Source organism: Nocardioides sp. NPDC000445, assembly GCF_040300245.1.
Lineage (GTDB): Bacteria > Actinomycetota > Actinomycetes > Propionibacteriales > Nocardioidaceae > Nocardioides.
Window position 1 is genome coordinate 89,193 of the sequence record NZ_JBEPDH010000018.1, and the last position, 25,625, is coordinate 114,817.

23 protein-coding genes are annotated in these 25,625 nt (G+C 69.2%); 11 read left to right on the forward strand and 12 right to left on the reverse strand.

Going from position 1 to position 25,625, the window contains the following annotated elements; genetic code table 11:
* Positions 1–65 precede the first annotated feature (65 nt).
* The 9 genes from ABT304_RS22570 (at position 66) to ABT304_RS22610 (ending at position 8,304) form a co-directional block, all read left to right on the forward strand.
* A complete protein-coding gene (locus ABT304_RS22570; protein WP_350718634.1) occupies positions 66–569 on the forward strand; it encodes a DNA-binding protein in 504 nt (167 codons plus the stop codon).
* A gap of 36 nt (positions 570–605) precedes the next feature.
* Positions 606–1,208 carry a DNA-3-methyladenine glycosylase I gene (locus ABT304_RS22575; protein WP_350718636.1) on the forward strand — a complete coding sequence of 201 codons (603 nt, stop codon included), beginning with the start codon at positions 606–608 and terminating at the stop codon, positions 1,206–1,208.
* Positions 1,209–1,316: 108 nt separating this feature from the next.
* Complete coding sequence (locus ABT304_RS22580) at positions 1,317–2,375, forward strand: ABC transporter substrate-binding protein (RefSeq protein ID WP_350718638.1); 1,059 nt, start codon at positions 1,317–1,319, stop codon at positions 2,373–2,375.
* An 8-nt stretch (positions 2,376–2,383) separates the two neighbouring features.
* On the forward strand, positions 2,384–3,415 hold the full coding sequence (locus tag ABT304_RS22585) for a FecCD family ABC transporter permease (RefSeq protein ID WP_350718640.1): 1,032 nt from the start codon (positions 2,384–2,386) through the stop codon (positions 3,413–3,415).
* A complete protein-coding gene (locus ABT304_RS22590) occupies positions 3,412–4,455 on the forward strand; it encodes a FecCD family ABC transporter permease (protein ID WP_350718642.1) in 1,044 nt (347 codons plus the stop codon). Before ABT304_RS22585 ends, ABT304_RS22590 begins: the two co-directional genes overlap by 4 nt.
* The gene (locus tag ABT304_RS22595) at positions 4,455–5,270 is read left to right on the forward strand and encodes an ABC transporter ATP-binding protein (RefSeq protein WP_350718644.1); all 816 of its coding nucleotides are present in this window, start codon (positions 4,455–4,457) and stop codon (positions 5,268–5,270) included. The genes ABT304_RS22590 and ABT304_RS22595 overlap by 1 nt, the downstream gene beginning before the upstream one ends.
* A gap of 1 nt (position 5,271) precedes the next feature.
* Positions 5,272–6,198 carry a siderophore-interacting protein gene (locus ABT304_RS22600; RefSeq protein WP_350718646.1) on the forward strand — a complete coding sequence of 309 codons (927 nt, stop codon included), beginning with the start codon at positions 5,272–5,274 and terminating at the stop codon, positions 6,196–6,198.
* Positions 6,199–6,281: 83 nt separating this feature from the next.
* Entirely contained in the window at positions 6,282–8,012 is a 1,731-nt protein-coding gene (locus ABT304_RS22605) for a sodium:solute symporter family protein (protein ID WP_350718763.1), read from the forward strand.
* A gap of 10 nt (positions 8,013–8,022) precedes the next feature.
* Positions 8,023–8,304: a hypothetical protein gene (locus tag ABT304_RS22610; RefSeq protein WP_350718648.1), complete on the forward strand. Its 282-nt coding sequence runs from the start codon at positions 8,023–8,025 to the stop codon at positions 8,302–8,304.
* Positions 8,305–8,320: 16 nt separating this feature from the next.
* Here ABT304_RS22610 and ABT304_RS22615 read toward each other — a convergent pair whose 3' ends face one another.
* The 8 genes from ABT304_RS22615 to ABT304_RS22650 form a co-directional block, all read right to left on the reverse strand.
* Positions 8,321–9,082 (reverse strand): DUF4097 family beta strand repeat-containing protein, encoded by a 762-nt coding sequence (locus tag ABT304_RS22615; protein WP_350718650.1) that lies wholly within the window; start codon positions 9,080–9,082, stop codon positions 8,321–8,323.
* Between the two features lie 91 nt (positions 9,083–9,173).
* A complete protein-coding gene (locus ABT304_RS22620; RefSeq protein WP_350718652.1) occupies positions 9,174–9,755 on the reverse strand; it encodes a toxin-antitoxin system HicB family antitoxin in 582 nt (193 codons plus the stop codon).
* Positions 9,756–9,986: 231 nt separating this feature from the next.
* On the reverse strand, positions 9,987–13,469 hold the full coding sequence (locus ABT304_RS22625; protein ID WP_350718654.1) for a (Fe-S)-binding protein: 3,483 nt from the start codon (positions 13,467–13,469) through the stop codon (positions 9,987–9,989).
* 182 nt (positions 13,470–13,651) lie between these two features.
* Positions 13,652–14,935: a choice-of-anchor P family protein gene (locus tag ABT304_RS22630; RefSeq protein ID WP_350718656.1), complete on the reverse strand. Its 1,284-nt coding sequence runs from the start codon at positions 14,933–14,935 to the stop codon at positions 13,652–13,654.
* Between the two features lie 266 nt (positions 14,936–15,201).
* On the reverse strand, positions 15,202–16,266 hold the full coding sequence (locus ABT304_RS22635; RefSeq protein WP_350718658.1) for a hypothetical protein: 1,065 nt from the start codon (positions 16,264–16,266) through the stop codon (positions 15,202–15,204).
* Between the two features lie 170 nt (positions 16,267–16,436).
* Entirely contained in the window at positions 16,437–17,300 is an 864-nt protein-coding gene (locus ABT304_RS22640) for an HpcH/HpaI aldolase/citrate lyase family protein (RefSeq protein WP_350718660.1), read from the reverse strand.
* Position 17,301: 1 nt separating this feature from the next.
* Positions 17,302–18,387: an HpcH/HpaI aldolase/citrate lyase family protein gene (locus tag ABT304_RS22645; protein ID WP_350718662.1), complete on the reverse strand. Its 1,086-nt coding sequence runs from the start codon at positions 18,385–18,387 to the stop codon at positions 17,302–17,304.
* Between the two features lie 57 nt (positions 18,388–18,444).
* Positions 18,445–18,579: a hypothetical protein gene (locus tag ABT304_RS22650; RefSeq protein ID WP_350718664.1), complete on the reverse strand. Its 135-nt coding sequence runs from the start codon at positions 18,577–18,579 to the stop codon at positions 18,445–18,447.
* A 70-nt stretch (positions 18,580–18,649) separates the two neighbouring features.
* Between ABT304_RS22650 and ABT304_RS22655 the strand changes: the two genes are divergently transcribed.
* Entirely contained in the window at positions 18,650–19,606 is a 957-nt protein-coding gene (locus tag ABT304_RS22655; protein ID WP_350718665.1) for a GlxA family transcriptional regulator, read from the forward strand.
* Positions 19,607–19,702: 96 nt separating this feature from the next.
* Here ABT304_RS22655 and ABT304_RS22660 read toward each other — a convergent pair whose 3' ends face one another.
* Genes ABT304_RS22660 through ABT304_RS22675 form a run of 4 tightly spaced genes read right to left on the reverse strand, consistent with a single transcriptional unit; the run spans position 19,703 to position 24,362 of the window.
* The gene (locus ABT304_RS22660) at positions 19,703–20,248 is read right to left on the reverse strand and encodes a DnaJ family domain-containing protein (protein WP_350718667.1); all 546 of its coding nucleotides are present in this window, start codon (positions 20,246–20,248) and stop codon (positions 19,703–19,705) included.
* A gap of 25 nt (positions 20,249–20,273) precedes the next feature.
* On the reverse strand, positions 20,274–21,713 hold the full coding sequence (locus tag ABT304_RS22665) for an MFS transporter (RefSeq protein ID WP_350718669.1): 1,440 nt from the start codon (positions 21,711–21,713) through the stop codon (positions 20,274–20,276).
* Positions 21,710–23,014 (reverse strand): M20/M25/M40 family metallo-hydrolase, encoded by a 1,305-nt coding sequence (locus tag ABT304_RS22670; RefSeq protein WP_350718671.1) that lies wholly within the window; start codon positions 23,012–23,014, stop codon positions 21,710–21,712. The genes ABT304_RS22665 and ABT304_RS22670 overlap by 4 nt, the downstream gene beginning before the upstream one ends.
* Before the next feature lie 52 nt (positions 23,015–23,066).
* Positions 23,067–24,362, reverse strand: coding sequence for a C39 family peptidase (locus ABT304_RS22675; RefSeq protein WP_350718672.1), 1,296 nt, complete (start codon positions 24,360–24,362; stop codon positions 23,067–23,069).
* Between the two features lie 95 nt (positions 24,363–24,457).
* Between ABT304_RS22675 and ABT304_RS22680 the strand changes: the two genes are divergently transcribed.
* A complete protein-coding gene (locus ABT304_RS22680) occupies positions 24,458–25,606 on the forward strand; it encodes a GTPase family protein (RefSeq protein WP_350718674.1) in 1,149 nt (382 codons plus the stop codon).
* Positions 25,607–25,625: the final 19 nt, after the last annotated feature.

A 25,625-nucleotide genomic window follows, 5' to 3' on the forward strand; every position in this document is an offset into this window, starting at 1 on the left:
GTTCACTAATGTATACGCAGCAAGTACATTTGCAAATTTCTTGTCTACGTGTGTAGATTGCCTGCATGGGCGTCGAGGAGAACATCCAGCAGCAGTGTGAGCTGTACGGAGAGCCCCTCGGCGACCTCGTGCGACGAGCGACCGCTCCGCTGGGCCTCACTCAGGCGACGACCGCGAAGGTGCTCGGCCTGAGCCCTGCGATGCTGTCGCATCTGATGACTGGTCAGCGGGTCAAGATCGCCAACCCGATCGCGCTCGGACGCCTGCACGCACTGATCGATCTCGGTGCGGCCGCGGGGGATCTCACCACGTCTCAGATCAACGAGCGGCTCGACGACATCAGGGAGCTCTCCTCCGATCTCACTACCGGTGCTCGGGCGGTGGCTGTCGAGGGTGGCGTCGCGGTCCGCGGCGTCCTCCGTGCGGTCGCCTCGGGCCGCGAGCTCCAGCAGGCTGTCGACGCCCTGTGCGACGTCGCGCCCGGACTGGCCGAGGTGCTCGAGATCTACGGCTCCGGCAGCGACGACGAGATCCGGGCCCACTTCGCCTCGATCCGCCACCTCTTCTGAGTGGGGTTGTCGGTGGTCGCCGCTAGGGTCGGGTGGATGAGCGAAGCACCATTCCTGGCCCCCGACGGCCAGACGCGATGCGCGTGGGCCGGGGGAGCGCCGGAGTTCCTCGACTATCACGACACCGAGTGGGGATTCCCGGCCGGCGGTGACGTACGGCTCTTCGAGAAGATCTGCCTGGAGGGGTTCCAGAGCGGGCTGTCGTGGCGCACGATCCTCAACAAGCGGCCCGCCTTCCGTGAGGTCTTCGCCGGCTTCGACTTCCACCAGGTGGCCGAGTTCGACGAGGGCGACGTCGAGCGACTCCTGCAGGACGCGAGGATCATCCGCCATCGCGGCAAGATCGAGGCGGCGATCAACAACGCCCGCCGCGCGGTCGAGCTCGTCGAGGAGCGTGGGTCGCTGGCTGCGTACGTCTGGGGCTTCGAGCCCGAGCCGCTCAAGGTTCCGGAGGTGGTGGCCACCTCTACCGCCTCGATCAGCCTCTCCAAGGATCTCAAGAAGCGCGGCTGGAAGTTCGTCGGGCCGACGACGATGTACGCGTTCATGCAGTCGATGGGGATCATCAATGACCACTCGCTCGACTGCGTGATCCGGGATCGGGTCGAGGCTGAACGGGCGGCGTTCGTCAGGCCCTGACCTGTGCGCTGAGCCTGTCCAAAAGGCGGGGGCCGATCCTTCGTTGGAGCCGAGATGTGTTTAGGCTGTCCTAACTAAGCATTGCCTAACCCCATGAGGTGTTCCCCCGTGATCCGTCGATCCGTACTCATCGCAGCGAGCCTCGTGCTCGCTGCCACCGGCCTGGCTGCGTGCAGCACGGGCGCGACCGACTCCGCGGACGGCTCCGCGGAATCTGCCTCGAAGGCAGACAAGGGCGCGTTCCCCGTCACCGTCGAGCACGCCTACGGCAGCACCGAGATCACCGAGGAGCCGACCAACGTCGCCACCATCGGCTGGTCCGACCACGACGTGGCGCTGTCGCTGGGTGTCGTCCCGGTCGCTGCCCAGGCGATCACCTGGGGCGGCAACGAGCAGCAGTCGACCGACTGGTTCGACGCCGAGCTGAAGAAGGTCGGCGGCAAGCAGCCGGTCCGCTACAACGCCGACACCAGCATCCCCTTCACCGAGATCAGCAAGGCTGCGCCGGACCTGATCCTGGCCACCAACTCGGGCATCACCGAGGCCGACTACAAGAAGCTCAGGGAGATCGCCCCGACCGTCGCCTTCCCCGGTGACCCGTGGCTGACCTCGTGGCAGGACTCGCTCGAGATGATCGGCAAGGCCACCGGCCGGGTCACCCTGTCCGAGGAGGTCAAGAAGGAGACCGAGGACGCGATCGCGCAGGCCCAGAAGGACCACCCGCAGATCGTCGGCGCCAGCTACCTGGTCACCGGTGTCCAGGACAACTCCAAGCTCGGCACCATCGGTCTGTACGGCGCCGGCGACGCGCGTCCGCAGATGCTGACCCAGCTCGGCATGGAGCTCGCCCCGGTCGCCGACAAGCTCGTCCCTGCGGGCCAGTTCTACACCGACGTCTCCGCGGAGAAGGCTCCCGAGCTGGAGTCGGAGGTGCTGATCAACCTCGGCTACACCGAGGGCAGCTTCGAGGCCCTGCAGAAGGACAAGCTGCTCAGCCAGATCCCCGCGATCAAGAACGGCCACTACCTCGACGTGACCGACCAGCCGCTGTCCCTGACCTTCTCCGCCGCGAGCACGCTGTCGATCCCGTACTTCATCGACGAGCTCGTTCCCTCGATCGCCGAGGCGGTCGACGGCGGGAAGGTCAACGTCACCGCGGCTGAGTGAAGCCCGCGTTGACCACACGTACGCCTCTCGCCCCGGCCGACCCGGCAGCAGCTGCCGCCGCGGTCGTCCGGGGCAGGAGGCTGCCCGGGATCGGGCTGATCCTGGCGGCGCTGCTCCTCGCGGCCGTCGCCTCGGTCCTGCTCGGTGCCGAGTGGGTTCCGCCCACCGCACTCTTCGACGACGGCAGCTTCGGGCACGCGATCCTGGAGAACCGGATCGCCCGCACCGCGATCGCCTTCGCCGTCGGCGGCGCGCTCGCGCTCGGCGGCGCCTGCCTGCAGGGACTCACCCGCAACCCGCTGGCGGACCCAGGGCTGCTCGGCCTCAACGCCGGTGCGGCCTTCGCCGTCGTCGTAGCCCTCGTGTACGTCGGTGCCACCGGCCTCGACTCGCTGCTGTGGGCCGCCTTCATCGGCGCGGCGCTGGCGGCGATCGCCGTGCACGGCGTCGCCGCCATCGGCCGTGACGGCGCGACTCCCGCCAAGCTGGTGCTCGCCGGCGCGGCACTGACCGCAGCGCTGACCAGCTGGACCAGCGGCATCCTGCTGATGGACCACAAGGGCCTGGAGGTCTTCCGGCAGTGGCAGGTCGGCACCATCGGCAGCGACTGGGGGGACCTTGCGATCTGCGCCCCGTTCCTCGTCATCGGTGCCGTGATGGCGCTCCTGGGCGCCCGCGTCCTGGACGCGCTCGCGCTCGGCGACGACCTGGCCAAGGGGCTCGGCCGTCGTACCGGTCTGGACCGGGTGTTCGTCGGCATCGCGGTGGTGCTGCTGAGCGGCACCGCCACCGCTCTGGTCGGCCCGGTCGCGTTCGTCGGTCTGGTCGTCCCGCACGCCGTACGCGCCCTGGTCGGTCCCAGCTACACGCTGGTGCTGCCGCTCTCCATCGTCGCCGGCGCCGCGCTCACCGCCATCGCCGACGCGCTGGGCCGGGTCGTGCTGCCGCCCACCGAGGTGCAGGTCGGCATCATGACGGCCGTGGTCGGCGTACCTGCCTTCATCTGGTTCCTTCGGCGTGGACGGATGGCGGGCCTGTGAGCGCGACGACAACTGCCGACCCCACGAGCCCCGTCGACGTCGTACGCAAGGCCCGGCGGTCCCCGCGACGGCACCATGCCTTCGTGGTCGCCGCCTTGGCGGTGGTCCTCTTCGGAGCCTTCGTCGCCCGGGTGCTGCTCGGCAACTTCATCATCACCGTGCCCGACTTCTTCCGGATCCTCGGCGGGGCCGAGATCCCCGGCGCCACCTTCCTGCTGATGTCGGAGAAGCTCCCGCGGGCGATCCTCGGCGTGCTGGTCGGGGTCGCGTTCGGCAGCGCCGGCGCCGTCTTCCAGAGCACCCTGCGCAACCCGCTGGCCAGCCCCGACATCGTCGGCGTCTCGCTCGGCGCGAGCGCGTCCGCGGTCTTCGCGATCGTGGTGCTCGACCTGCAGGGGCTCGCCCTGAGCATCGCCGCGATCGTGGGTGCGATCGCGATCGCGGTGGCGGTCCGGCTCGTCGCCGGCTCCGACGGCAGCTACCGTCTCGTCCTCGTCGGAGTCACCGCGGCGGCCGCGATGACCGCGGTCGTCCACTACCTCTTCACCCGTGCCAACGAGTTCGACGCCCTGCTCGTGCTGCGCTGGCTGACCGGCGCGCTCAACGGCGTCACCTGGTCGACCATCTGGATCCTGCTCGGCTTCCTCGTCGTACTCGTGCCGGCGCTGGTCTGGACTGCCCGCTCGGCCCAGGTCCTCCAGCTCGGCCCGGACGTGGCCACCGGCTTGGGCGTCAGCCGGCGGCGTACGGACCTGCTGCTCCTGCTCGCCGTGCTGCTCACCGCGCTCGGCGTCGCCGCGGCCGGGCCGGTCGCCTTCGTCGCGTTCGTGGCCGGACCGATCTCGCGGGCGCTCAACGGCGGGCGTACGACCCTGGTCGGTGCTGCGCTCGTCGGCGCCATCGTGATGGTGGCGGGCGACTACATCGCCGACTATGCGGTACCTGGCGTCTCCTTCCCGGTAGGCGTCGTCACCGGTGCGTTCGGGGCACCGTTCCTGTTGTGGTTGCTCGCCGCTGGCAGAGCTGGAAGGAAAGCTTGATGCGACTCGCTGCGGAGAACGTGAGCCTCGGTTACGGCGCGGAGCCGGTCGTCGACGGGGTCTCGCTCGAGATCCCGGACGGCCTCACCACCGTGATCGTCGGCGCCAACGGCTGCGGGAAGTCCACTCTGCTGCGCGGGATGGCGCGGCTGTTGAAGCCGATCTCGGGACAGGTGGTCCTCGACGGCAAGGCGGTCCACAAGCAGCCCACCCGCGCGGTGGCCAAGACGCTCGGGTTGATGCCGCAGTCGCCGGTCGCTCCCGAGGGCATCACCGTCGTCGACCTGGTCGGCCGCGGACGCCAGCCCCACCGCGGTGCGTTGCAGCGCTGGTCGCCCGAGGATGACGCGGCGGTCGCGGAGGCGCTCGAGCTGACGGACACCCTCGACCTCGCCGACCGCGTCGTCGACGAGCTCTCCGGTGGCCAGCGGCAGCGGGTCTGGGTGGCGATGGCGCTGGCGCAGCAGACCGACCTGCTGCTCCTCGACGAGCCGACCACGTTCCTCGACGTCGCCCATCAGGTCGACCTGCTCGACCTGCTCCACGGGCTGCGCTCGTCGCGAGGCACGACCGTCGTGATGGTGCTCCACGACCTCAACCTGGCCGCTCGCTACGCCGACCACCTGATTGCGATGAGCGGCGGCAAGGTCGCCGCCACCGGCACGCCCGCCGAGGTGGTCACCACCGACCGCGTCGAGCAGGTCTTCGGCCTGGAGTCCCAGGTCATCGTCGACCCCGTCTCGGGCACCCCGATGGTCGTCCCCATCGGGCGTCACCACCGACCCACCGCTCACCCCCACGCACAAGGAGCCTGACATGCCCATCCTCGCCCGCGTCGCGGTGCGTTCCGTCGAGCGCCTCTCCCCGTCCTTCGCCAGGATCGAGCTGGCCGGCGACGACCTGGCCGACTTCGGCAACGACGGCCCGACCCTCGACCAGCGCATCAAGCTCCTCTTCCCGGCCACCCCGGGCGTGCTGCCCGAGCTCACCGCCGAGGACTGGTACGCCGAATGGCTCGCGCTCCCCGAGGACGAGCGCCCGCGGATGCGCACCTACACGATCCGCTCGATCGAGGGCGAGGGCATCGAGAAGCGTCTGTACGTCGACTTCGTGCTGCACCCCGGCGCGCACGGTCCCGGCTCCGACTGGGCCGGCGCGGCCAAGCCGGGTGACGAGATCCTGGTCGCCGGACCGAAGCTCGGCGAGACCTACGGCGGGATCGAGTGGCTTCCCGGGGACGCGACCCGGCTGCTCCTGGTCGGCGACGAGACCGCCGTGCCGGCGATCGTCTCGATCCTCGAGTCGCTGCCGGCGGACGCCACCGGATCGGCCTTCCTGGAGGTGCCCTTCGCTGATGACGTACAGGAGGTGTCTGCGCCTGAGGGGCTGCAGGTCAGCTGGCTGCCGCGCGAGGGCGCGCCCGTGGGCGGGCCGGCCCTGGCTGCCGTCGGTGGGCTGCTCGGCTTCGAGGCGACGCCCGAGGACGTGACCTCGGTCGAGGTCGAGGACCCCGACCTGTGGGAGACCCCGGACTACTCCTCCTCGGGCGAGGAGGTCACCGGCCCCGACAACGGGTCCGCGAACGGTGCTGCGAACGGCGAGGACGGGCGCTACGCCTGGATCGCCGGGGAGTCCCGGATGGTCACCGCGCTGCGCCGCCATCTGGTCAACGAGCTCGAGATGCCGCGCAAGCAGGTCGCCTTCATGGGCTACTGGCGAGAAGGCGTGTCGATGAAGGGGTGACCCAGCGCATTTTCGAGGCGTACGCGTGGTTAAGTTTGGTGCGCCCAATCAAATAGAAGGGTCTCGGAATGCAAGCAAGCATCCTGGCCGCGGACACCCTGATCCAGGCCAACGCGGTCGACTATCTCCTGATCGCGATCTACTTCGCGTTCGTTCTCGGCATCGGCTTCCTGGCCAGCCGCGGCATGTCGAGCTCGGTCGACTTCTTCCTCTCGGGCAGGTCCCTGCCCGCGTGGGTCACCGGTCTCGCCTTCATCTCAGCAAACCTCGGCGCCGTCGAGATCATGGGGATGTCGGCAACGGGGGCGCAGGTCGGGCTCCCGACCGTCCATTACTTCTGGATCGGTGCCATCCCGGCCATGCTGTTCCTGGGCGTCGTGATGATGCCCTTCTACTACGGCTCGAAGGTGCGCTCGGTCCCCGAGTTCATGAAGCGCCGTTTCGGCACCGGCGCCCACCTGGTCAACGCGCTCTCGTTCGCGCTGGCGCAGCTGCTCATCGCCGGCATCAACCTCTACCTGCTCGGCTCCATCGTGCACGCGCTGCTCGGCTGGCCGCTGTGGGTGGCGCTGATCGTGGCCGCGGTGATCGTGCTGTCCTACATCACCCTCGGTGGTCTGAAGGCCGCGATCTACAACGAGGTGCTGCAGTTCTTCGTGATCGTCGCCGGGCTGCTGCCGCTGACCCTCCTGGGCCTCCACCGGGTGGGCGGCTGGGACGGTCTGACCTCGCAGATCGAGAAGGCCGCGGCCGCCAACCCCGACACCATCGCGCCCGCCGCCGACCAGCTCAACTCCTGGCCCGGCACCGCCCTGACCGGCTTCTCCTCCGACTTCCTCTCGGTCGTCGGCATCGTGTTCGGTCTCGGCTTCGTGCTCTCCTTCGGATACTGGACGACGAACTTCGTCGAGGTCCAGCGCGCGATGGCCGCCAACTCGATCAGCGCGGCCCGCAAGACGCCGATCATCGGTGCGTACCCGAAGATGTTCATCCCGTTCATCACCATCCTCCCCGGCATGATCGCGGCGGTGCTGGTCACCGAGATCGCCAGTACGAAGGCGGGGGAGTCGGTCCCGGGTGGTGCCTCGGGCGAGGGCGTGACGTACAACGACTCGCTGCTCTACCTGATGGCAGAGGTGCTGCCCAACGGTCTGCTCGGCCTGGCGATCACCGGTCTGCTGGCGGCGTTCATGGCCGGTATGGCGGCCAACGTCTCCGCGTTCAACACGGTGGTGTCCTTCGACATCATCCAGGAGTACATCATCAAGGACCGCCCCGACGACTTCTACGTGAAGCTCGGCCGGTGGGCGACCGTCGCGGCGACCGCCATCGCGATCTTCACCGCGATCCTGGCGTCCAGCTTCTCCAACATCATGGACTACCTGCAGACCCTGTTCGGGTTCTTCAACGCGCCGCTGTTCGCGACGTTCATCCTGGGTATGTTCTGGAAGCGGATGACCGCGACCGCCGGTTGGGCGGGTCTCGTCTCCGGCACGTTGGCGGCGGTGGGCGTCGGCATCCTCGCCGACGGCACGCTGGGCGGACTCTCCGTCGGTGTCCTACCGCTGTCCGGTCAGGGTGCGTCGTTCGTGGCTGCCGGTGTGGCCTTCGGCGTCGACATCATCGTCAGCGTGATCGTCTCGCTGGTGACCAAGCCGAAGCCGGAAGGCTCGCTGAAGGGTCTGGTCTACTCCGAGACCCCGAGGGAGGACCTGGTGGACCCGGAGGATGCCGGTCGCCCGTGGTGGCAGCGTCCGGTGCCCCTGGCCGGTGTCGCGCTGGTCATGGTCACCATCCTGAACGCGATCTTCTGAGGAGACTGAGATGTCCAGCGAATCGAACACTGCCAAGACCAACAAGGGTTTCCTCGGCACGCTGCTGTCGCTCTTCGACATCCGCAACGTGATCGGGTCCCTGCTCGCGATCTACGGCATCATCCTGCTGCTGATGGGCCTGTTCGGCGACCCCGAGGTCGACAAGACCGGCGGGCCCAACGCCAACCTGTGGGCGGGCATCGTCCTGCTCGTCATCGGGGCCGTCTTCATCGCCTGGGGTGTGCTCCGGCCGGTGGTGCCGGACGCTCCTCACCTCAGCAAGGAGGAGTAGCCCTTCCTCCTCGGGCTCAGAGCCCGATGAGAGTGATGTCACCACTCACGGTGGTGGTGCGGAGCTCGACGTAGGGCTCGCCCGCGGCCGGTGCGCCAGTGCTCTCGACAGTGCTGGTGCACCGGCCGGTCACCGTGTTGACGTCGGTCCACACCGGGGTGCCGTTCGGGATCCCGATGCGTACGTCCGATGAGGCGCCCTTCACCGAGATCCGTCCCGCGCTGACCGAGTGGATCGCGAAGTCGCCCGCGCCGGTCGAGTGGCTCACGTCGCCCTCGACCTCGTCGATCTCCACGGTGCCGGAGCCGGTCTTGGTGTGCAGGTCGTGGGCGGTACCGACCCGGATGTCACCGGATCCGGACTTGATCGACGCGCGTCCGTCGAGGACATCCGCCTCGATGTCGCCCGAGCCGGACTCGACCTGGAACTCCTCGATGACCCGGTCGATCCGAATGTCGCCCGAGCCGGTCTGGAGCCAGGCAGCGCGGAGGACGCCCTGGGTGGCGATGTCGGCGGTTCCGGTGCGGGCTCGCAGCTGGCTGCGGGCGGGGACCGTCACGCTGATGTCATAGCGCCGCGAGCGGCTGAACGGGCCCTTGTGCGGGTCGACGATGTTGATCGTGTCGCCGCTCTGCTCGACGACCAGACTCTCGGCGTCATCGCCGTCGATCTCGACGACGGTCTCGTCGGTGTCTGTCGCCTGGACCTCGAGATTGCCCTTCCCGAACTCGACGAAGAGCTTGGCGGGCGCCGTGGACATGAAGGTGTACGTGCTCATGATGATGCTCCTCAGGGTGTGCTGATCTACCGGACCGGCCGGGCGGCCGTCCGTGGTGGTGCGTCTGCTGGGTGTCTAGATCTGGCCTAGGTCAGAGCCAGCCGGTCATCCGGCGGTCGGACCGGCCGCGGTTGCTTCCGCGGAACGGGTCGAGGCTGCTCATCGCCTCGTTGACGATGTGGGGGATCGCGGAGAGGTCGACGTCGACGTTGACCGCGTTGTCGCGGGTCGCCGCGCGTACGGCGCCGACGAGCCAGGTGTTGAGCGACTGGCCGGCGTCCGCCGCGGCCTCCTCGGCCTTCGCCTTGAGCGACTCGGGGATGCGGAGGGTCACCCGGGCGAGAGTGTCATCGCCCTCCGGCTCCGGCGGGGCCGGAGGAGTCGGGGGAGCGGGCGGTGTCGGTGGCGTGGGGGCAACCGGCTCGGCGAGCTCGGGGAGGGTGACCCCGAACTCCAGGTCGCGCCCTCGCAGGCGTACGTCCACGTTGCCCGTCGGCAGCTCCGCCGTGATCTCCGCGGCCGCCTGGCTCACCGCCTCCATCACCGCCAGCCGAGCGGCCGGGTCGAGTGCGTAGGTGAGCCGCTCCGCGGTCTCCCGTGCCTCCGGTCCCGATGCCTCGGCAGCGGCCAAGAGGTCCCGTCGCAGGCTGTCGATGTACGGCGTGATGTCCATACGCACCACTATGACATCATCATGACGTCATCACAACCCCAATCTGACATCACGTGATGTCAGCCGCCTCGCCGAGGCGTCACCCCGGTCGGCCGAGAGGGCAGGCGCGTCGGTCGAATGGGCACGCTGGTGCCATCTCGGCCGACGCGGGCGACGTCTCGGCCAAATGACGATGACACCTTGTGAATCGCTCACAAGGTGTCATCGGCTGGTGCAGCGGACTGCTTGGGGTCAGAGGTCGAAGAGCGACCCTGCCTCGTGGATGTCGACGTCGGTACGCGGCGCGTGAGCCTCTCCGCTCACGGCCGGTGCCGGCTTCGGCTCCGGCTCAGCCTTCTCGGGCTCGGGCTCGGGCTCGGGCTCCGGGTCGGGCTCGGCTGGCGTCTCCGCCTCGACCGCCGCTTCTTCGGCGGGTGCAGCCGGGGCCTCGTCGACCACGGCTTCCGGGGCAGCCTCGGCCACGGGTGCGGCCTCAGCGGGGGCGGGAGCAGCCGGAGCCGCGGCCGCGACCGCGCCCTCCGGGGCCTCGATGTCGAAGAGCGAGCCGAGGCTGTCGAAGTCGACGTCGGTCTTCGGCTCCGAGGTCACTCCCGAACCTGCCGCGGGCGCGGCGGGTGCCGCAGGCGCAGCAGGTGCGGCCGGGGCCTCCGTCGCGGCCTCGACCGTAGCAGCCTCGACCGGAGCAGCGGGCTCGGCGGCCATGGCCGTCGTCGGCTCGGGCTCGCTGGCCGGGATGTCGAAGAGCGAACCACCCGCGCTGAGGTCGATGCTCGGCTCTTCGGCGGCCGGCGCCGCAGCCGGCGCCGCAGCCGGGGCCGCCGCGGGCTCGGCTGCCGGAGCAGCCTTCGCCTGAGGCGCCGGTGCGGCCTCCTCGGCCGGTGCGGCCGGGATGTCGAAGAGCGAGCCGCCTCCACCGAGGTCGACAGCAGGCTCCTCGGCGGGCGCCGGAGCGGCCGGAGCTGCCTTCGCCTCGGGTGCGGCATCAGGCTCCGTCTCCTGAGCCGGTACGTCGAAGAGCGACCCACCAGCCCCGAGATCCGCAGCAGGCTTCTCAGCCGGCTTCTCGGCAGGCTTGTCGGCGGGCACGTCGAAGAGCGAGCCACCCGAAGCCGGGGTCTCCTTCTCGGCAGGTGCCTCCGCAGGCGTGTCGAAGAGCGACCCGCCACCGTCGAACAGCGAACCACCGGAGGCCGGCTTCTCCGGCTCGGCGGACGGAGCGGGGGTGTCGAAGAGCGATCCGCCACCCGACGTACCTCCCGAGGCCGGCTCGGCCGGGGCAGGTGTGTCGAAGAGCGAGGACGCGTCGGCCGGAGCCTTCGGGGACTCGGTGGTCTCCGCGGCCTCGGCGGGGGAGTCGAAGAGCGACGAACCCGCAGCGGCGGCGGTGGCGGCACCGGCGGCCGGAGCGGCTTCCTCGGCGGCCGGAGCAGCCTTGGCGGCGGCACCGACCTTCGCGCCCTCGCCCGGGGCCAGCTTGGTCGCCTGCTCGCCCTTCACGGACGCGAGCAGCATCTGCGCGACGTCGAGCACCTCGACCTCTTCGCGTGCGGCCCCGTTGGCCTGGGCCTTGGTGAGTCCGTCGGAGAGCATGACGCGGCAGAACGGGCAGCCGACGGCGATCTGGTCGGCACCGGTGGCGACGGCCTCGTCGGTGCGGTTCTCGTTGATCCGCGACCCGATCTTCTCCTCCATCCACATCCGGGCGCCACCGGCACCACAGCAGAAGGAGCGCTCAGAGTTGCGGGGCATCTCCTTGTACTCCGCACCCGGCATGATCTGCAGGAGCTCGCGCGGCGGCTCGTAGACGCCGTTGTGGCGACCGATGTAGCACGGGTCGTGGTAGGTGATCGAGCGCTTGTGGGCGCCGGCGCCGTCCGCGACCGGGGTCAGCTTGCCCTCGCGGACGAGGCGGTTGAGCAGCTGGGTGTGGTGCACGACCTCGAGCTCGATGCCGAACTCCTTGTACTCGTTCTTCAACGTGTTGAAGCAGTGAGCACAGGTGGTGACGGCCTTCTTGACCTTGAACTCCTTGAACGTCTCGACGTTCTGCTGAGCCAGGCCCTGGAAGACGAACTCGTTGCCGGCGCGGCGGGCGGAGTCGCCGGTGCAGGTCTCGCCGTTGCCGAGTACGCCGAAGGAGACCCCGGCCATGTCGAGCAGCTCGGCCACGGCGCGAGTGGTCTTCTTGGCCCGGTCCTCGTAGGCGCCGGCACAGCCGACCCAGAACAGCCAGTCGACCTCCTCCAGCGACTCGATGTCCTTGCCGACCTCCTTGACGTCGAAGGGCAGGTCCTTGGCCCAGTCCATGCGCGCGTTGGCGTTCATGTTCCAGGGGTTGCCCTTGCCCTCGAGGCCCTTGAAGAGGCCGTTGAGCTCAGAGGGGAAGTTGGACTCGACGAGCACCTGGTAGCGGCGCATGTCCATGATGTGGTCGACGTGCTCGATGTCGACGGGGCACTGCTGGACGCAGGCACCGCAGGACGTGCAGGACCACAGGACGTCCTCGTCGATGACGAAGCCGCCGTCCTCGGGGTTGTAGAACCAGTCGAGCACCTCGGTGTTGCCCCCGGCACCCTCCGGGGCGCCGTCGGCCTTGCCGATCAGCGGCTTCTCCTTGAGATCGCCGTCAGCGGCAGCGGCGTACGCATGCTCACGCAGGCCCATCATCAGCAGCTTGGGCGAGAGCGGCTTCTCGGTGTTCCAGGCGGGGCACTGCGACTGGCAGCGACCACACTCGGTGCAGGTGGTGAAGTCGAGGATGCCCTTCCAGGAGAAGTCCTGGATCGAGCCGACACCGAGGATGGCGTCCTCCGGGATCCGGTCCTCCTCGACGTCCTCGAGGGTGACCGGCTTGCCGTCGATGAGCATCGGCTTGATCGCGCCGAGCGCGGTGCCGAGCGGGCGCGCACCGTCGACAGCAGACGTACGCGAAGCAGGCTCGCGCTTGAACCAGATGTTGAACCAGGCGGTGAAGCGGTGCCAGGCGACACCCATCGTCAGGTGGGTGGAGACGACGGCCAGCCAGATCAGCGCCGTGATGATCTTGAAGGCCGCGATCCCGTAGATGATGTTCTCGAGCGTGTGGATCGCGTCGGGGCCGGTCGGGTAGAGCGCCCCGAAGAACTGCGAGATCGGGAAGTGGAACGCGGTGGCGTGCTCGGCGACCTCGCCGCCGTGGGCCTTGGCGAGGTTGTACTCCGCACCGCGAATGAACAGGATCGCAGCGCTCTCGACCAGCACCATCGCCTCGACGAAGAAGGCCTGCCACTGCGTGGAGCCGTAGAACCGCGTGCCGCGGCCCATCTTCGAGGGCAGGTGGGTCACCCGGTAGATGATCAGCGGGATGATGCCCAGCGCGCCGAGCAGGCCGAGGAGCTCGGCGAGCCACTCGTAGGCGAACAGCTTGCCGATGACCGGGAGCGTCCACTCGGGGTCGAAGAGCTGGAAGTACGCAGCCCCGACCGCCGTCGAGAGCAGCAGGAACGCGGCGAAGGCGAACCAGTGGAGAACGCCGACCCAGGTCCACTGCAGCATGCGCGTGTGGAGGACCGTCTCTTTCAACATCGTCAGGGTGCGGGCGAGTGGCTGGTCGACGCGGCTGATCGGCGTACCGATCTTGATGACCGCGAGCATCGACCGGACCGCCTTGATCACCAGGAAGGCGGTGGCCACCGTTGCCGCAAGACACACGACGATGGCGATGATCTGCAACATGCCTAGGCGCTCCTCATCAGGGGGCAGGACTGCCGGAATGAACCGAGCCTAATGCTTCAGGTCGGCTCGACTGCGTATGGGTGGGTTGATACTACCCGTGAGTAACTTCATAAAGAAGAAACGGCCCGCGACCTGGTCAGGACGCGGGCCGTTTCTTAGGACAGCCTCAGTGGATCAAGGCCTCACTTGTTCGCGTTCACCTTGAACTTGGCGTGACCGATGTTGACGACCGACTTGGTGCCCTCGGTCGCGTCGAGGAGCGTCAGCCGCAGGGCGACGACCTCGACCAGGTTCTTGCTGCGCTCGACGACGACCTTGGTCTCGATCTTGGCCAGGCCGGGGATGTCGACGCGGGAGAGCGCCGACTCCAGCTGGGCGAGGGAGACCTTCTGGTCGTTGATGTAGATGTCGCCGAACTTGGTGCCCGAGATGGACGTCGTGGAGCCCTTGCCCTTGACGAACTTGGCGTTCGCCTGAGCGCGGATGGCCTCGATGCGGATCGCGCCGTCGCCGATGTTGACGCTGGCGACCTCACCGAAGGTGTAGCCCTCGGCGGTGGTCTTGGTCTGGTTCGAACGCTGGCCGCTCGTGAGGCCCTTGACGTCCAGGATGTCGCCCGCCTCGCCCAGCGGAACGCCGGCGATGGACTTGGTCTTCAGCTTGCCCTTGGTGCCGGCGCAGCCGGCGTTGGTCAGCGGGTTCTTGCCGATCTGGACGGCGCCGCCGAGAGCGGAAGCGTCGACAGAGTTGGAGAAGCCGTTGAAGACCGCGGAGAAGGCCTGGCCGTTGATCTCGGCGCGGGAGCGACCGACGATGACCTCGGAGTCGGTGCCGTGGAGCTTGATCCAGATGCCGTTGGCGTAAGCCTGGGCGCCGTCGGCGTTGGTCTTCTCGACGGTGTTGCCCAGACCGATGGTGGCAATGCCCGGGATGACGAGCGGCTTGTCACGGCCGGGGATCGGGAGGTCGATCTTCTGGCCGGGGCCGGCCGGGTCGAGGACCACGTGAGCGATCTTGGCCTTGGAGTCGGCCTTGTAGGCCTTCCCGTCCCACCAGGCCTGGGAAACCGAGCTGAGGCCCTCGACGGTGACCTTGCCCAGCGGGCTCTTGTCGAGCACGACGTCGGCGATCTTGTGCTCCGAGATGGACTTGACCATCGCGCCGGACTTGACGGTGCGCTGCTTGGTGGTGGTCGCACCGATCGTGCCGATGCCGGGCACCTTGGCGCCGGCGGTGTTGTTGTTGACGTCGTAGCCAGCCTTACGGGTGCACCCGATCGTCTGGTATCCGAGGTCTCCCGAGTTGGCCGGGATGCTTCCACCGGTCACGCGGGTGCCGAAGCCGCTCGCGAACAGCCCGAAGGAGGTGTTCGTCAGTGCGGCCTGTGAAGGCGCCGGCACAACCAGAACTGCGCCGACGACGGCGGCAGCGGCTGCGGACAGCGCGAACGTACGGATGCTTCGCATTGTTGGTTGGACTCCGATTCTGCGGTGGGGATCCCCCAAGATCCCCGCAACGGGGCCGTGCCACCTGCCAGATCCGGGGGAACCTGGCGCACTCCCGAGTTAAGGGGTGGCACATCGGGCAAACGAGAGAAAACCACGGAAGTTATCGGGACGGAGGTCCTTTTTCTAGATGGCCCTTCCTAGCCATGGGTAACCCACCCGGGCATACGCAAACAGGGCCGTGACCTCGGCTGAGGTCACAGCCCTGTTCTGGGGTCGCTTGATGACTACGGAGTCAGATCGAGCCGAATTCCGGTGAGACCGTCGACGACGCCGGTGACCGTGTCGAGCACCGGGGCGACCACGTTCTCGCCCAGCGACGGCTGCGTCGGCACGGGGGCCGGGTCGGGTTCGGGCTCCGGCTCGGGTTGCGGAGCAGGCTCCGGGGCCGGCTGTGGAGCCGGCTCGGGAGCCGGCGCCGGATCCTTGTCCGACAGGGTGTCCCCCTCGAGCGGTTCGGAGATCGTGCCGCTGGAGGAGTGGGCGCCGCCGTAGGCCCCGGCGGTGGAGGGCGCGTCGTAGTCGCCGCTGGAGTGCTTGCCGCCGGAGGTCGTTCCGGCGGCGGGCGAGAAGGGGGACGTCGTCTCCGGTGCGATCACGCCGGGGGCGTCGATGATCTTCTGGTCGGCGATGTCGACCACGGGTACGGCGTCGTACTGGCCGGCGTGGGCCTTGAGCTGCTGGGTCTCGACGTCTGGGTCGACATTGGCCTGGGCGAAGGCGCCGATGCCGGCCGAGGCGATCGCCATCGCGGCGAGCGGCAGCAGCACGGCCTTCTTGTTGCGGGCGCGGCTCTTCGGGATCCGGTGCTCCTCGACCACGCCGTTCCGGGTCGGCACCTGCGCGGCGGCGTACGGCGGCATCGCCGGGTTGGCGAACGTCACCGGCCCGGCAGGGTGGAACTGCTGTGCCGTGTAGGGGCTCGGCTGGTAGGCGTACTGCGGCAGCCGGGTGTGCGCGGGCATCGGGCGCTGGTAGGTGGCCCGCGGCGGCTGGGAGTAGCCGGAATCGGAGTGTCGCAGGACGATCGCCGTGCCGGGCTGCGGCTGGGGCGGGTACGGCGTGTACGGCGTGTGATGCGGTCGCACTCGCTCCGCGGCTGGGTTCGTCCTGGGATTGGTGAACCACGACTCGTCCGCCGGGGACACCCCCTCGAGAGCGCGGCGAGCGATCTCGAGGGGTTCGGGCGCGGTGTCGTTCGTGGGGAGCATCGGTGTGGCGGGGTGTCGAGCCGGCGTGGGTGGGACGTTCGAGTGGTCCCCCGTCGCGGGCCGACGATTCGCTTCAGTCATCTGACGCTGTCTCCTGAGCGCGTAGCGAGTGTCGGTTGTGTCGCGCAGCACGTAACGGAACCAGAATCGCGCCGGTTTGTCACCTTCTTCTCGGAAAAAAGTTACTGATCAGCCAAGATGGGCGATCAGTAACTTTTTCTATACATTGAGAGATATTCCTGGCCGGTGGCCTACAGCGCCGCGATGGCCTCGGCGATGCTGAGGACTCGCTTGGCGGACTCGACGTGGAGGGCCTCCACCATCTTGCCGTTGTAGGTCGCGACGCCGCTGCCGGCGGCCTCGAACGCCTCGATGAGACCCTTGGCGTCCGCCACCGCCTGCTCGCTGGGCGCGAAGCCTGCGTTGGCGCCCTCGACCTGGGCCGGGTGGATCAGGGTCTTGCCGTCGAACCCGAAGATCCGGCCCTGCTCGACCTCGGCCGCGTAGCCCTCGGCGTCCTTCACGTTGTTGTAGACGCCGTCGAGGATGACCTTGCCGCTCGCGCGCGCGGCGAGCACGGCCAGCTGGAGGCTGGTGACCAGGTTGGCGCGGGCCGGGACGTGGTCGACGTACAGCTCCTTGACCAGGTCGTTGGTGCCCATGACGAGCACCGTCAGCCGCTCGGAGGCGGAGGCGATCTCCTCGGCGTGGAGGATGGCGTACGGGCTCTCGATCATCGCCCAGAGCTTGGTCTGCTCCGGGACGCCGGCCTTCTCGAAGGCCGCGACGAGGTCGTGCACCTGCTGGGCGCTGTTGACCTTGGGGACCACGATCGCGTCGGGTCCTGCCTTGGCCGCGGTGGCCAGGTCGTCGGCATGCCACTCGGTGTCGGCGCCGTTGATGCGGATGGTGAGGTACTTGTTGCCGTACTCGCCCGACGTCACGGCCGCGGCGGCGTTCTCGCGCGCCTCCGGCTTGGCGTCGGGGGCGACGGCGTCCTCGAGGTCGAGGAGCAGCGCGTCGGCGGTGATCGTCTTCGCCTTCTCGAGGGCGCGCGTGTTGGAGCTCGGCATGTAGAGAACCGAGCGCAGGGGGCGGAAGGTCGTGTCGGTCATCTCAGTCCTCGATCTCGATCGCGTCGTAGAGCTCCTTGAGCTTCGGGTCGATGGCGGCCAGCTCCTCGGCGAGGTCGACGAGCACCAGGCACTGCTTCAGCGAGGCGTCGTCCTCCATCTTGCCGTCGAGCATGACCGCGCCGGTGCCGTCGCCCATCGCGGCGACCACGCGGCGGGCGTGCTTGATGTCCTCGACGCTGGGGGAGAAGACGCGGTTGGCGATCTCGATCTGCTTGGGGTGCAGGCTCCAGGTGCCGACGCAGCCGAGCAGGAAGGCGTTGCGGAACTGGTCCTCGGCCGCGACCACGTCGGTGATGTCGCCGAACGGGCCGTAGTAGGGGTAGATCCCCGCCGCGGCGCAGGCGTCGACCATCTTCGCGATCGTGTAGTGCCACAGATCCTGCTGGAAGACCGCGCGGGTGCCGTGGATGTCCGGCCCTCCATCAGGCCCAGTGACCGGGTCCTGGCGGACCAGGTAGCCCGGGTGGCCGCCGCCGACGCGGGTGGTCTTCATCTTGCGGTCGGCCGCGAGGTCGGCCGGGCCGAGGCTGATGCCCTGCATGCGTGGGGAGGCGAGCGCGATCTCCTCGACGTTGGCCACGCCGCGCGCGGTCTCGAGGATGGCGTGGATGAGGATCGGCTTCTGTACGCCGCCCTTGGCCTCGAGCTGCGCGAGCAGCCGGTCCACGTAGTGGATGTCCTCGGGGCCCTGCACCTTCGGCACCATCACGACGTCGAGCTTGTCGCCGATCTCGGTGACCAGGGTGACCAGGTCGTCGAGCACCCACGGGGAGTCGAGCGAGTTGATCCGGGTCCACAGCTGGGTCTTGCCGAAGTCGGTGTTCTTCGCGATCTCGACCAGGCCCTCGCGCGCGGCGACCTTGTTGTCGGCCTTGACGGCGTCCTCCAGGTTGCCGAGGAGCACGTCGACGGTGCCGACCATGGCGGGCACCTTGGCCGCCATCTTCGGGTTCGACGGGTCGAAGAAATGGATCGCACGACTGGGCCGTGCCGGGATCTCCCGCAATGGTGCGGGGGCGCCCACCGCCAACGGTGCGAAGAAGTCCTTGGGGCTCTTGTGACTCATGCCGGTCACCCTAACGGCCGGCGGTTACCGGCCGGTAGGCGTCTCGGCTTGTAACGATCACGACCGGCGTCGGGAGGGATGGTCCTTGGGAACCTGGGCGCCGTGACGGATCCGGGCGCCGGCGTCGAAGCCGGCGAGGACGGAGCGGACGGTGCTGCGGACCTTGCTGGGGTTCTTCTTGTAGTTGGTCATGACTCCAGAGTGCTCTCGCGGAGCGTTGAGGAGGAGTGGCAGGATTGACTAAGAATGATAGATTCTTGCCATGCCTGCGAAGCCGTCCATCGCCATCCCGATCGTCGACGGGATGACCCTGTTCGAGATCGGGATGCCGCTCGAGGCGCTCGGCTACGACTGGGACCACGACGCCAGCCCGCTCTACGACGTGGTGCTGTGCGGGGACCTGCGTGGGGTGCGTGTCCACGGTGGACCGCGGCTGACTCCGCAGCGGCCGATGGCCGCGCTGGCTGAGTCCGGAACGGTGCTGGTGCCGGCGATCCGTCCGGGCGAGCCGATCAGCCCCACCCTGGTCCGGGCGCTGCGCCGCGCCGCCGCGGGCGGTGCCCGGATGGTCTCGCTGTGCACCGGCGCCTTCGCCCTGGCCGAGGCCGGGCTGCTGGACGGTCGCCGCGCCACGACCCACTGGCGATGGGCGGAGCTGTTCCGGCGTACGTATCCCGGGGTCGACCTCGACCCGCGGGCGATCTACGTCGACGACGGCGTGCTGACGAGCGCGGGCTCGGCCGCAGGGCTGGACCTGTGCCTCCACCTGATCCGCACCGACCACGGCCAGCACGCCGCCAACACCATCGCCCGCAACCTGGTCATCGCCTCGCACCGCGACGGCGACCAGGCGCAGTACGTCGCGGCCGACCCGCTCACCGAACAGGCCCACTGGCTCGACGAGCTGCGCAGCTGGCTTCGGGCCAACCTGCACGAGGACATCACGCTCGAGCGTCTGGCGGCGGCTGCCGCGGTCTCCCCGCGCACCCTCGCCCGGCGCTTCGAGCGCGACCTCGCCACCACTCCGATGCGCTGGGTGGCCGCCGAGCGGATCGCGGTCGCCAAGACCCTCCTCGAGACCACCGATCTGCCGATCGAGCGGATCAGCCACGAGTCCGGCTACTACTCACCGGTGACCTTCCGGGTGGGGTTCACCTCGGAGGTCGGGGTGACTCCGGGGCGCTACCGGTCGCGGTTCTCACGTCGCGAGGTGGGTTAGGCCGGGATGTACACCGAGGTAACTCGGCGAGCGTGCACTGACCTGGTGGAGTTCCACGATGGGAGTGGCGCCTGACCGAGTTACCTCGGTGAGCATTCACCGCCGCTGCCACCAACGCCGCTTCCGGGCTTCCTCCCGGCGGCGTACGTCTGCCCTGGCCGCCTCCACCCGAGCGGCGCGGCGCTCGCGCCAGGCGTCGAGCGTGGCGTCGACGTCGCGCGGCATGGTGATCAGCGGCGGGCCCTCGGGCGCGCCGTAGCGGGCCGCGATGACGCGCTCGTTGAACTCCTCGACGATCCTGCGGGCGCCGTCCTCGGTGGTCTGGGTGTCGAGGAGGCCGTCGAGCTCGGCGTCGTCCTTGCGGAGCTGGACGGATCGGGGGAGCACCACGATCTGCTCGCGCTCGACGAGCTGCTTGACCCACCAGTCGGGATCGTGGTCGCGGTCGAGGTTCTTGATCGGCTTTCCGGCGCCGGGCAGGTTGTCGAACTCGCCACGTTGGATCGACTGCTGCACCTGGAGGTCGACCCACTTGGCCTGGTCCTGGATCCGGGCCGCGGCTGCCGCCTTGCTCGCCGCGTCGGAGAGAGGGGGAGCCTGGGTCTCCGGGCGCTCCTCGGGCCGGTCCTCGCTCGTGGGCATGTGATCACCTCCAGCGCGGGAAAGTTTACCCAGCGCTGGTTGTCCGGCGGGGCAGCAGGAGCAGCAGGCCGGCGACGAGGGCGGTGATGCCGCACACCGCCCACACCGTGAGGTAGCCCGAGAGCGGCGCGTGCGCCTCGCCGGCGATGGATCCGTCCGCGGCGAGCGCGATCGCGAAGACCGCGGAGGCGATGGCGCCGCCGACGGTCTTGGTGGCGTTGGTCATGCCGGTCGCGAACGCGGTGCGGGAGGACGGTGCGGCCGCGGCGGCGGCCGCCGGCAGCGAGGCGACCAGGGCACCCGAGCCGAGCCCGACGACGGCCATGTTGAGGAGTCCCTGGCCGGTGGAGTCATGGAACGGGAGCCACATCAGATAGCCGGTGGCCACCAGGAAGCAGGCGACCGCCTGTGCCCGCACCGGCCCGAGGAACCGGGCCCACAGCGGCAGCGTGAAGGCGGAGATCGCCATCGCGATCACGTACTCAGCGATCAGCAGCGACACGAACGACGCATCGGCGCCCAGTCCGAATCCGGCCTCGTCAGGTGACGTACGCGCGAAGGTCGACAGCGGGATCTGCGCTCCCAGCACCGACATCCCGAAGAGGAACGCGGTCAGCTGGATCGGCCACTGCCCGCGCGAGACCAGCAGACGTACGTCGATCAGCGGCTCGCGCCCGCCGGCATCGTCCAGCGCGGTCTCGATGCGCCAGAACGGGACCAGCGTGAGCAGCCCCAGGACCACGAGACCCCAGGCGAGGAGGGACCCGGCCCCGAGGACGCGTACGCCGACCAGGCCGGCCATGACCAGGCCGAGCACGAGGGTCAGCACCGTCAGCCCGAGCCAGTCGAACGCGCCGCCGCTGGTGCCGGAGTCGGGTTCGATGCCGACGGCGATGACGACGAAGACGGCGGTCACGGCCACGGCCGGGAAGGAGAGGATCGCCCACATCGGGAGGATGCCGACGAGGGCGCCGGCGGCGATCGCGCCGATGATCACCGAGACCTGCAGCGCGCCGACCAGGACACCCGCGGCTCGGCGGGTCAGGGCGGTGTCGCCGCCGGTGCGCTTGTGGACGATGGCGACCTCGAGGGGCAGCCAGATGACGTAGGCGCCCTGGATCGACCAGGCGACCAGGAACGAGCCGAAGTCGGGGGCGACCACGGTCCACCAGGTGGCGAGCGCGGTGATGCCGGTCGCCAGCAGCAGCACCTTCTTGTGGCCGATCAGGTCGCCGAGCCGGGCGAGCGGGGGCACGCACAGCGCGGAGACGATCAGCTGCCCGGCCTCGAGCCAGTTGAGGTCGGCGTCGGAGACGCCGAGGTGGTCGGCGAGATCGGAGAAGATCGGGGTGTAGTAGCCCTGCAGGATGCCGCTGGCGAACTCGACGGCCACCAGGAACCCGACGATCACCCAGATTCCGCGGGCGGCCTTCTCGACGCCGGTGCGCTGGCTTTCGGTGGTCACAGTGACTCGATCAACCTTCGGTAGAAGCGGATCCCGTCGAGGTAGTCATCGACCCTGATGTTCTCGTCGGCGGCGTGGATGGTGGCGCGCTGGGCGGCGGTCATCCGGAACGGCGCGAACCGGTAGACCCGGTCGCTGATCTCGTAGAAGAAGCGCGAGTCGGTCGCGGCCATCACCGTGTAGGGAGCCGGCACCGCCTCCGGGAAGACGTCCGCGATGGTCTCGGTGATCTTCGCGAAGGCCTCGTCGCGAGGCGAGACCGGGGACGGCTCACCCGCACGTACGACCTCGATCTCGACCTGCTTGTCGCCGATCGCGGCACGCAGCCGCTCGACGACCTCGGCGACGGTCTCGCCGACCATGATCCGCAGGTTGACCCCGGCCGTGGCGGCCGAGGCGATGACGTTGGCCGCCGGGCTGCCCTCGAGCGTCGTGATCGCGACGGTGGTGCGGGTCAGCGCGGCGGGCTCGGGTCCGAGCCGGGTCAGCAGCCGGGCCAGCGCCGGCGCCAGCCGACCCGCGTTGGCCAGGACAGGTCGCATGGGCTTCGCCGCGTACGGGGCGATCTGCTCGAACATCTCGACCGTCGGCACCGGCAGCCGGACCGGCATCGACATGCGGTCGAGCCGGGTGATCGCGCGGGCGAGCCGCGCGGTGGGGCCATTCTGGCGTGGGGTGGAGGAGTGGCCGCCGTCGCCGGTCACCGTGAGGCGTACGTCGGTGGTGCCCTTCTCGGCGACGCCGACGACCCCGATCGGCGCGGCGACGCCCGGGAAGGCGTCGAAGGCGACCGCGCCGCCCTCGTCGAGCACGAACCACGGCTCGACCCCCTGGTCGCGAAGCTCCTGGACCGCAGCCCGCGCGGCCGCGCCGGTCGTCTCCTCGTCGGAGCCAAACGACAGCCAGACGTCGTACGCCGGCTCGAACCCGTCCGCGAGGAGCCCCTCGACCGCGGCGCAGATCGCCACCAGCTGCCCCTTGTCGTCGAGCGTGCCGCGCCCGTGAATCACGCCGTCGACGATCTCGCCGCCGAACGGGTCGTGGGTCCAGACGCCTGCGATCGGGACGACGTCCTGGTGGGCCATCAGCACGACCGGCTTCTCGGCCGAGGCGCCGGGCCAGCGGAAGAGGAGCCCGTGGGTGCCGACCGGGGTGAGGTCGAGGGCCGCGTGCAGCAGAGGGAAGTGCTCGCGCAGCGCCTCGTGGAGCTGCTCGAACGCCTTCTTCTCCGCGCCGGAGCCGTCGTTGACGGTCGGGGCTCGAAGTGCGGCCTGAAGAGCGGCGACGGCATCGAGTGTCATGGCCGCAACCTAGTCGGCCGTAGCGGTGCGGATCACCGTGGTGGCGTCTCCGTCACCAGTTTGTGGCCTTCCCTGCGCCGGGCAGCGGCACGTCGCGCGGGTGGATGACGTAGGTGACCCCGTCGGTCGAGGTCTGCCAGACCCGCTCGAAGTTCTCGCGGGTGTAGACGTTGCGCACCTCGTCGTTGGAGGAGTGGTTGGGGTCGTAGACGATCGGGTCGCCCTCGGCGGTGAAGCCGCCGATGACCAGCAGGTGGCCGTCGGTGCCGTAGCCCGACTCCGGCATCTCCTCGAGCTCCCAGCTGGCGGAGACGACCAGCGGGAAGCCGGCCGCCACCAGGGCCTCGGCCTCGGCCAGCGAACGCAGCCGGGTCACGAACCCGTCCAGACCCCAGCGGCCGGCGTAGGCGGTGTTGAACGGCCAGTTGCCGGCGCCCTCGTAGGCGTAGTCCCAGGTGTTGATCGCGGCGTAGGCGACCTGCGGGTCGCCGTTGGGTGCCTCGATGTCCGTCAGCTCGCCCGCCGGGACCTCGTGACCCCAGTGGTACTGCACCATCGTCGTCGACGTCGGTGAGCACCAGACCTGACCGCCGCCACCGAACTCCGGGTATTCGCCGCGGTGGATGTTCTGGCTGAACGGCGGCACCTTGAGGTCCACCTCCCGGTCGAGGGTCGGCGTGCTGGTGCCGGGGTAGGCGGAGTCGGGCAGGTACTCGTTGGTCAGCGTCGAGACCGTTCGCAGGCTGGGGGAGACGGTCGCGCCCTCGGGGCGCAGCAGGGTGACCCTGGTCTGGAACGCCTCGGGCTCCTTGCCGGTCCGGGCGACGTACGTGTCGGTGTAGAGCGCCGCGTCGGTGTCGCTCTGTCCTTCGACGGAGGTGCGGTGGATGTCGCCGGCCGCGAAGTCGTCGCCGGCCGTCCAGCGACCCATCACGAACCACTTCGTCCAGGTGCCGTCCGCCTTCCGCCCGCGGAACCGGATCTCGGCCCAGGTGCCGGTCGGGGTGTCGACGTCCCACGAGGTGACCGACTCGTCGATCGGGTATCCGGTCGTGACCACGGGCGAGGTCCACGTGCCGTACTCGTAGGTCTTGGCCGTGCCGTCGCCGAACGGGTCGGCGTAGGTGGTCGTCTCGCTGCCGCGGCCGATCCGGAGGGTGCCGTGCCGGTCCGGGCGCAGGTTGCTCGACCTGCCCTTCGCGAAGTCTTCGAGGCTGTTCCACCGGGTGAGGGTGATGTCGGTGGGCTGGGTCTCAGGCTCGGCCGCGTGGACCGGAGTCGTGGGCGCGACCAGGACGACTGCGGCGGCGAGCGCGGCAACGTACGCGAGGCGGGACCGAGGGCTCATGCCCGGCACGCTATTCCTCCTCGGAGGGCCGGGCCATGACATTTCGGCAGTCCGACTCCCGGGAAACTTCGGTGCCGGCTGGCATCCTGGTCGTCGTGAACAACTTCGCATCCGACGGCTGGTTCAAGGACGAGTTCCACAAGAGGTACTCCGAGTCGGCCAAGGAGATCGGCCGGTTCAACCTCGCCGTCTTCGGTAAGACCGGGGTCGGCAAGTCGACGCTGGTCAACGCCGTCTTCGGGGCGGAGGTGGCGAAGACCGGGATCGGCGAGCCGGTGACGAAGGAGTCGACGCTCTACCTGCACACCAGCGGGTTCTTCGGGCTGCTCGACACCCAGGGCCTGGAGATCGGCGTCGAGGGCGACCGGGTGATCAAGGATCTCGCCAAGCTGATCCAGGAGCGGCGCCGCAAGCCGCAGTCCGAGCAGATCCACGTCGCCTGGTACGCCGTACGTTTCGCCGACCGCCGCTTCGAGGACACCGAGGCCGCCTTCATCCAGAAGCTCGCCGACCTGGGGCTGCCGGTGGTGCTGGTGATGACCCAGGTGCCGACCTCACCGACCGGCGCCTACCACCCGGACGCGGTCGAGTTCGCCCAGCAGATCGACGCGCGCGGGCTGCCCGTGCACGGGGCCCGGGTCTACCTGACCAACGCCAAGGCCGACGACTTCTCCGGCCAGCAGGTCCACGGGCTGCAGGAGCTCGTCGATGCCACCTTTCGATGCGCGCCTGCAGGGGTCGAGGAGGCCCTCACCGCGGCGCAGAGGGTGGATCTCAAGCGGAAGCAGGAGCAGGCGAACACCGTGATCGCGGGTGCCGCGACCGCGGCCGGGGCGGCCGGAGCCACCCCGATCCCGTTCTCCGACGCGGTCGTGCTGGTGCCGATCCAGCTCGGGATGATGGCGCGCATCTCGGCGATCTACGGCATCGAGGTGGACAAGGCCGCGATGGCCTCGATCGCGGCCACCGCGGCCGCCACCCAGGCCGGCCGCACCGTCGCCGGCAACCTGCTCAAGATGATCCCCGGGTTCGGCACCGTCGGTGGTGGGGCGATCAACGCCACCGTGGCGGCGGGCTTCACCGGCGCGATCGGCGCCGCCTGGTCGGCCGTCTGCGTCAAGCTCGGTGAGGGCAAGCTGCGCGGGGTCAACGGCGCCCTGGACACCGAGAGCATCCGGACGCTCTTCCTCGACGAGCTGAAGACCCAGATCTCGAAGCTGAAGCTCCACGCCAAGGAGAAGTGAGGCGGGTGGTTCCTTCGTC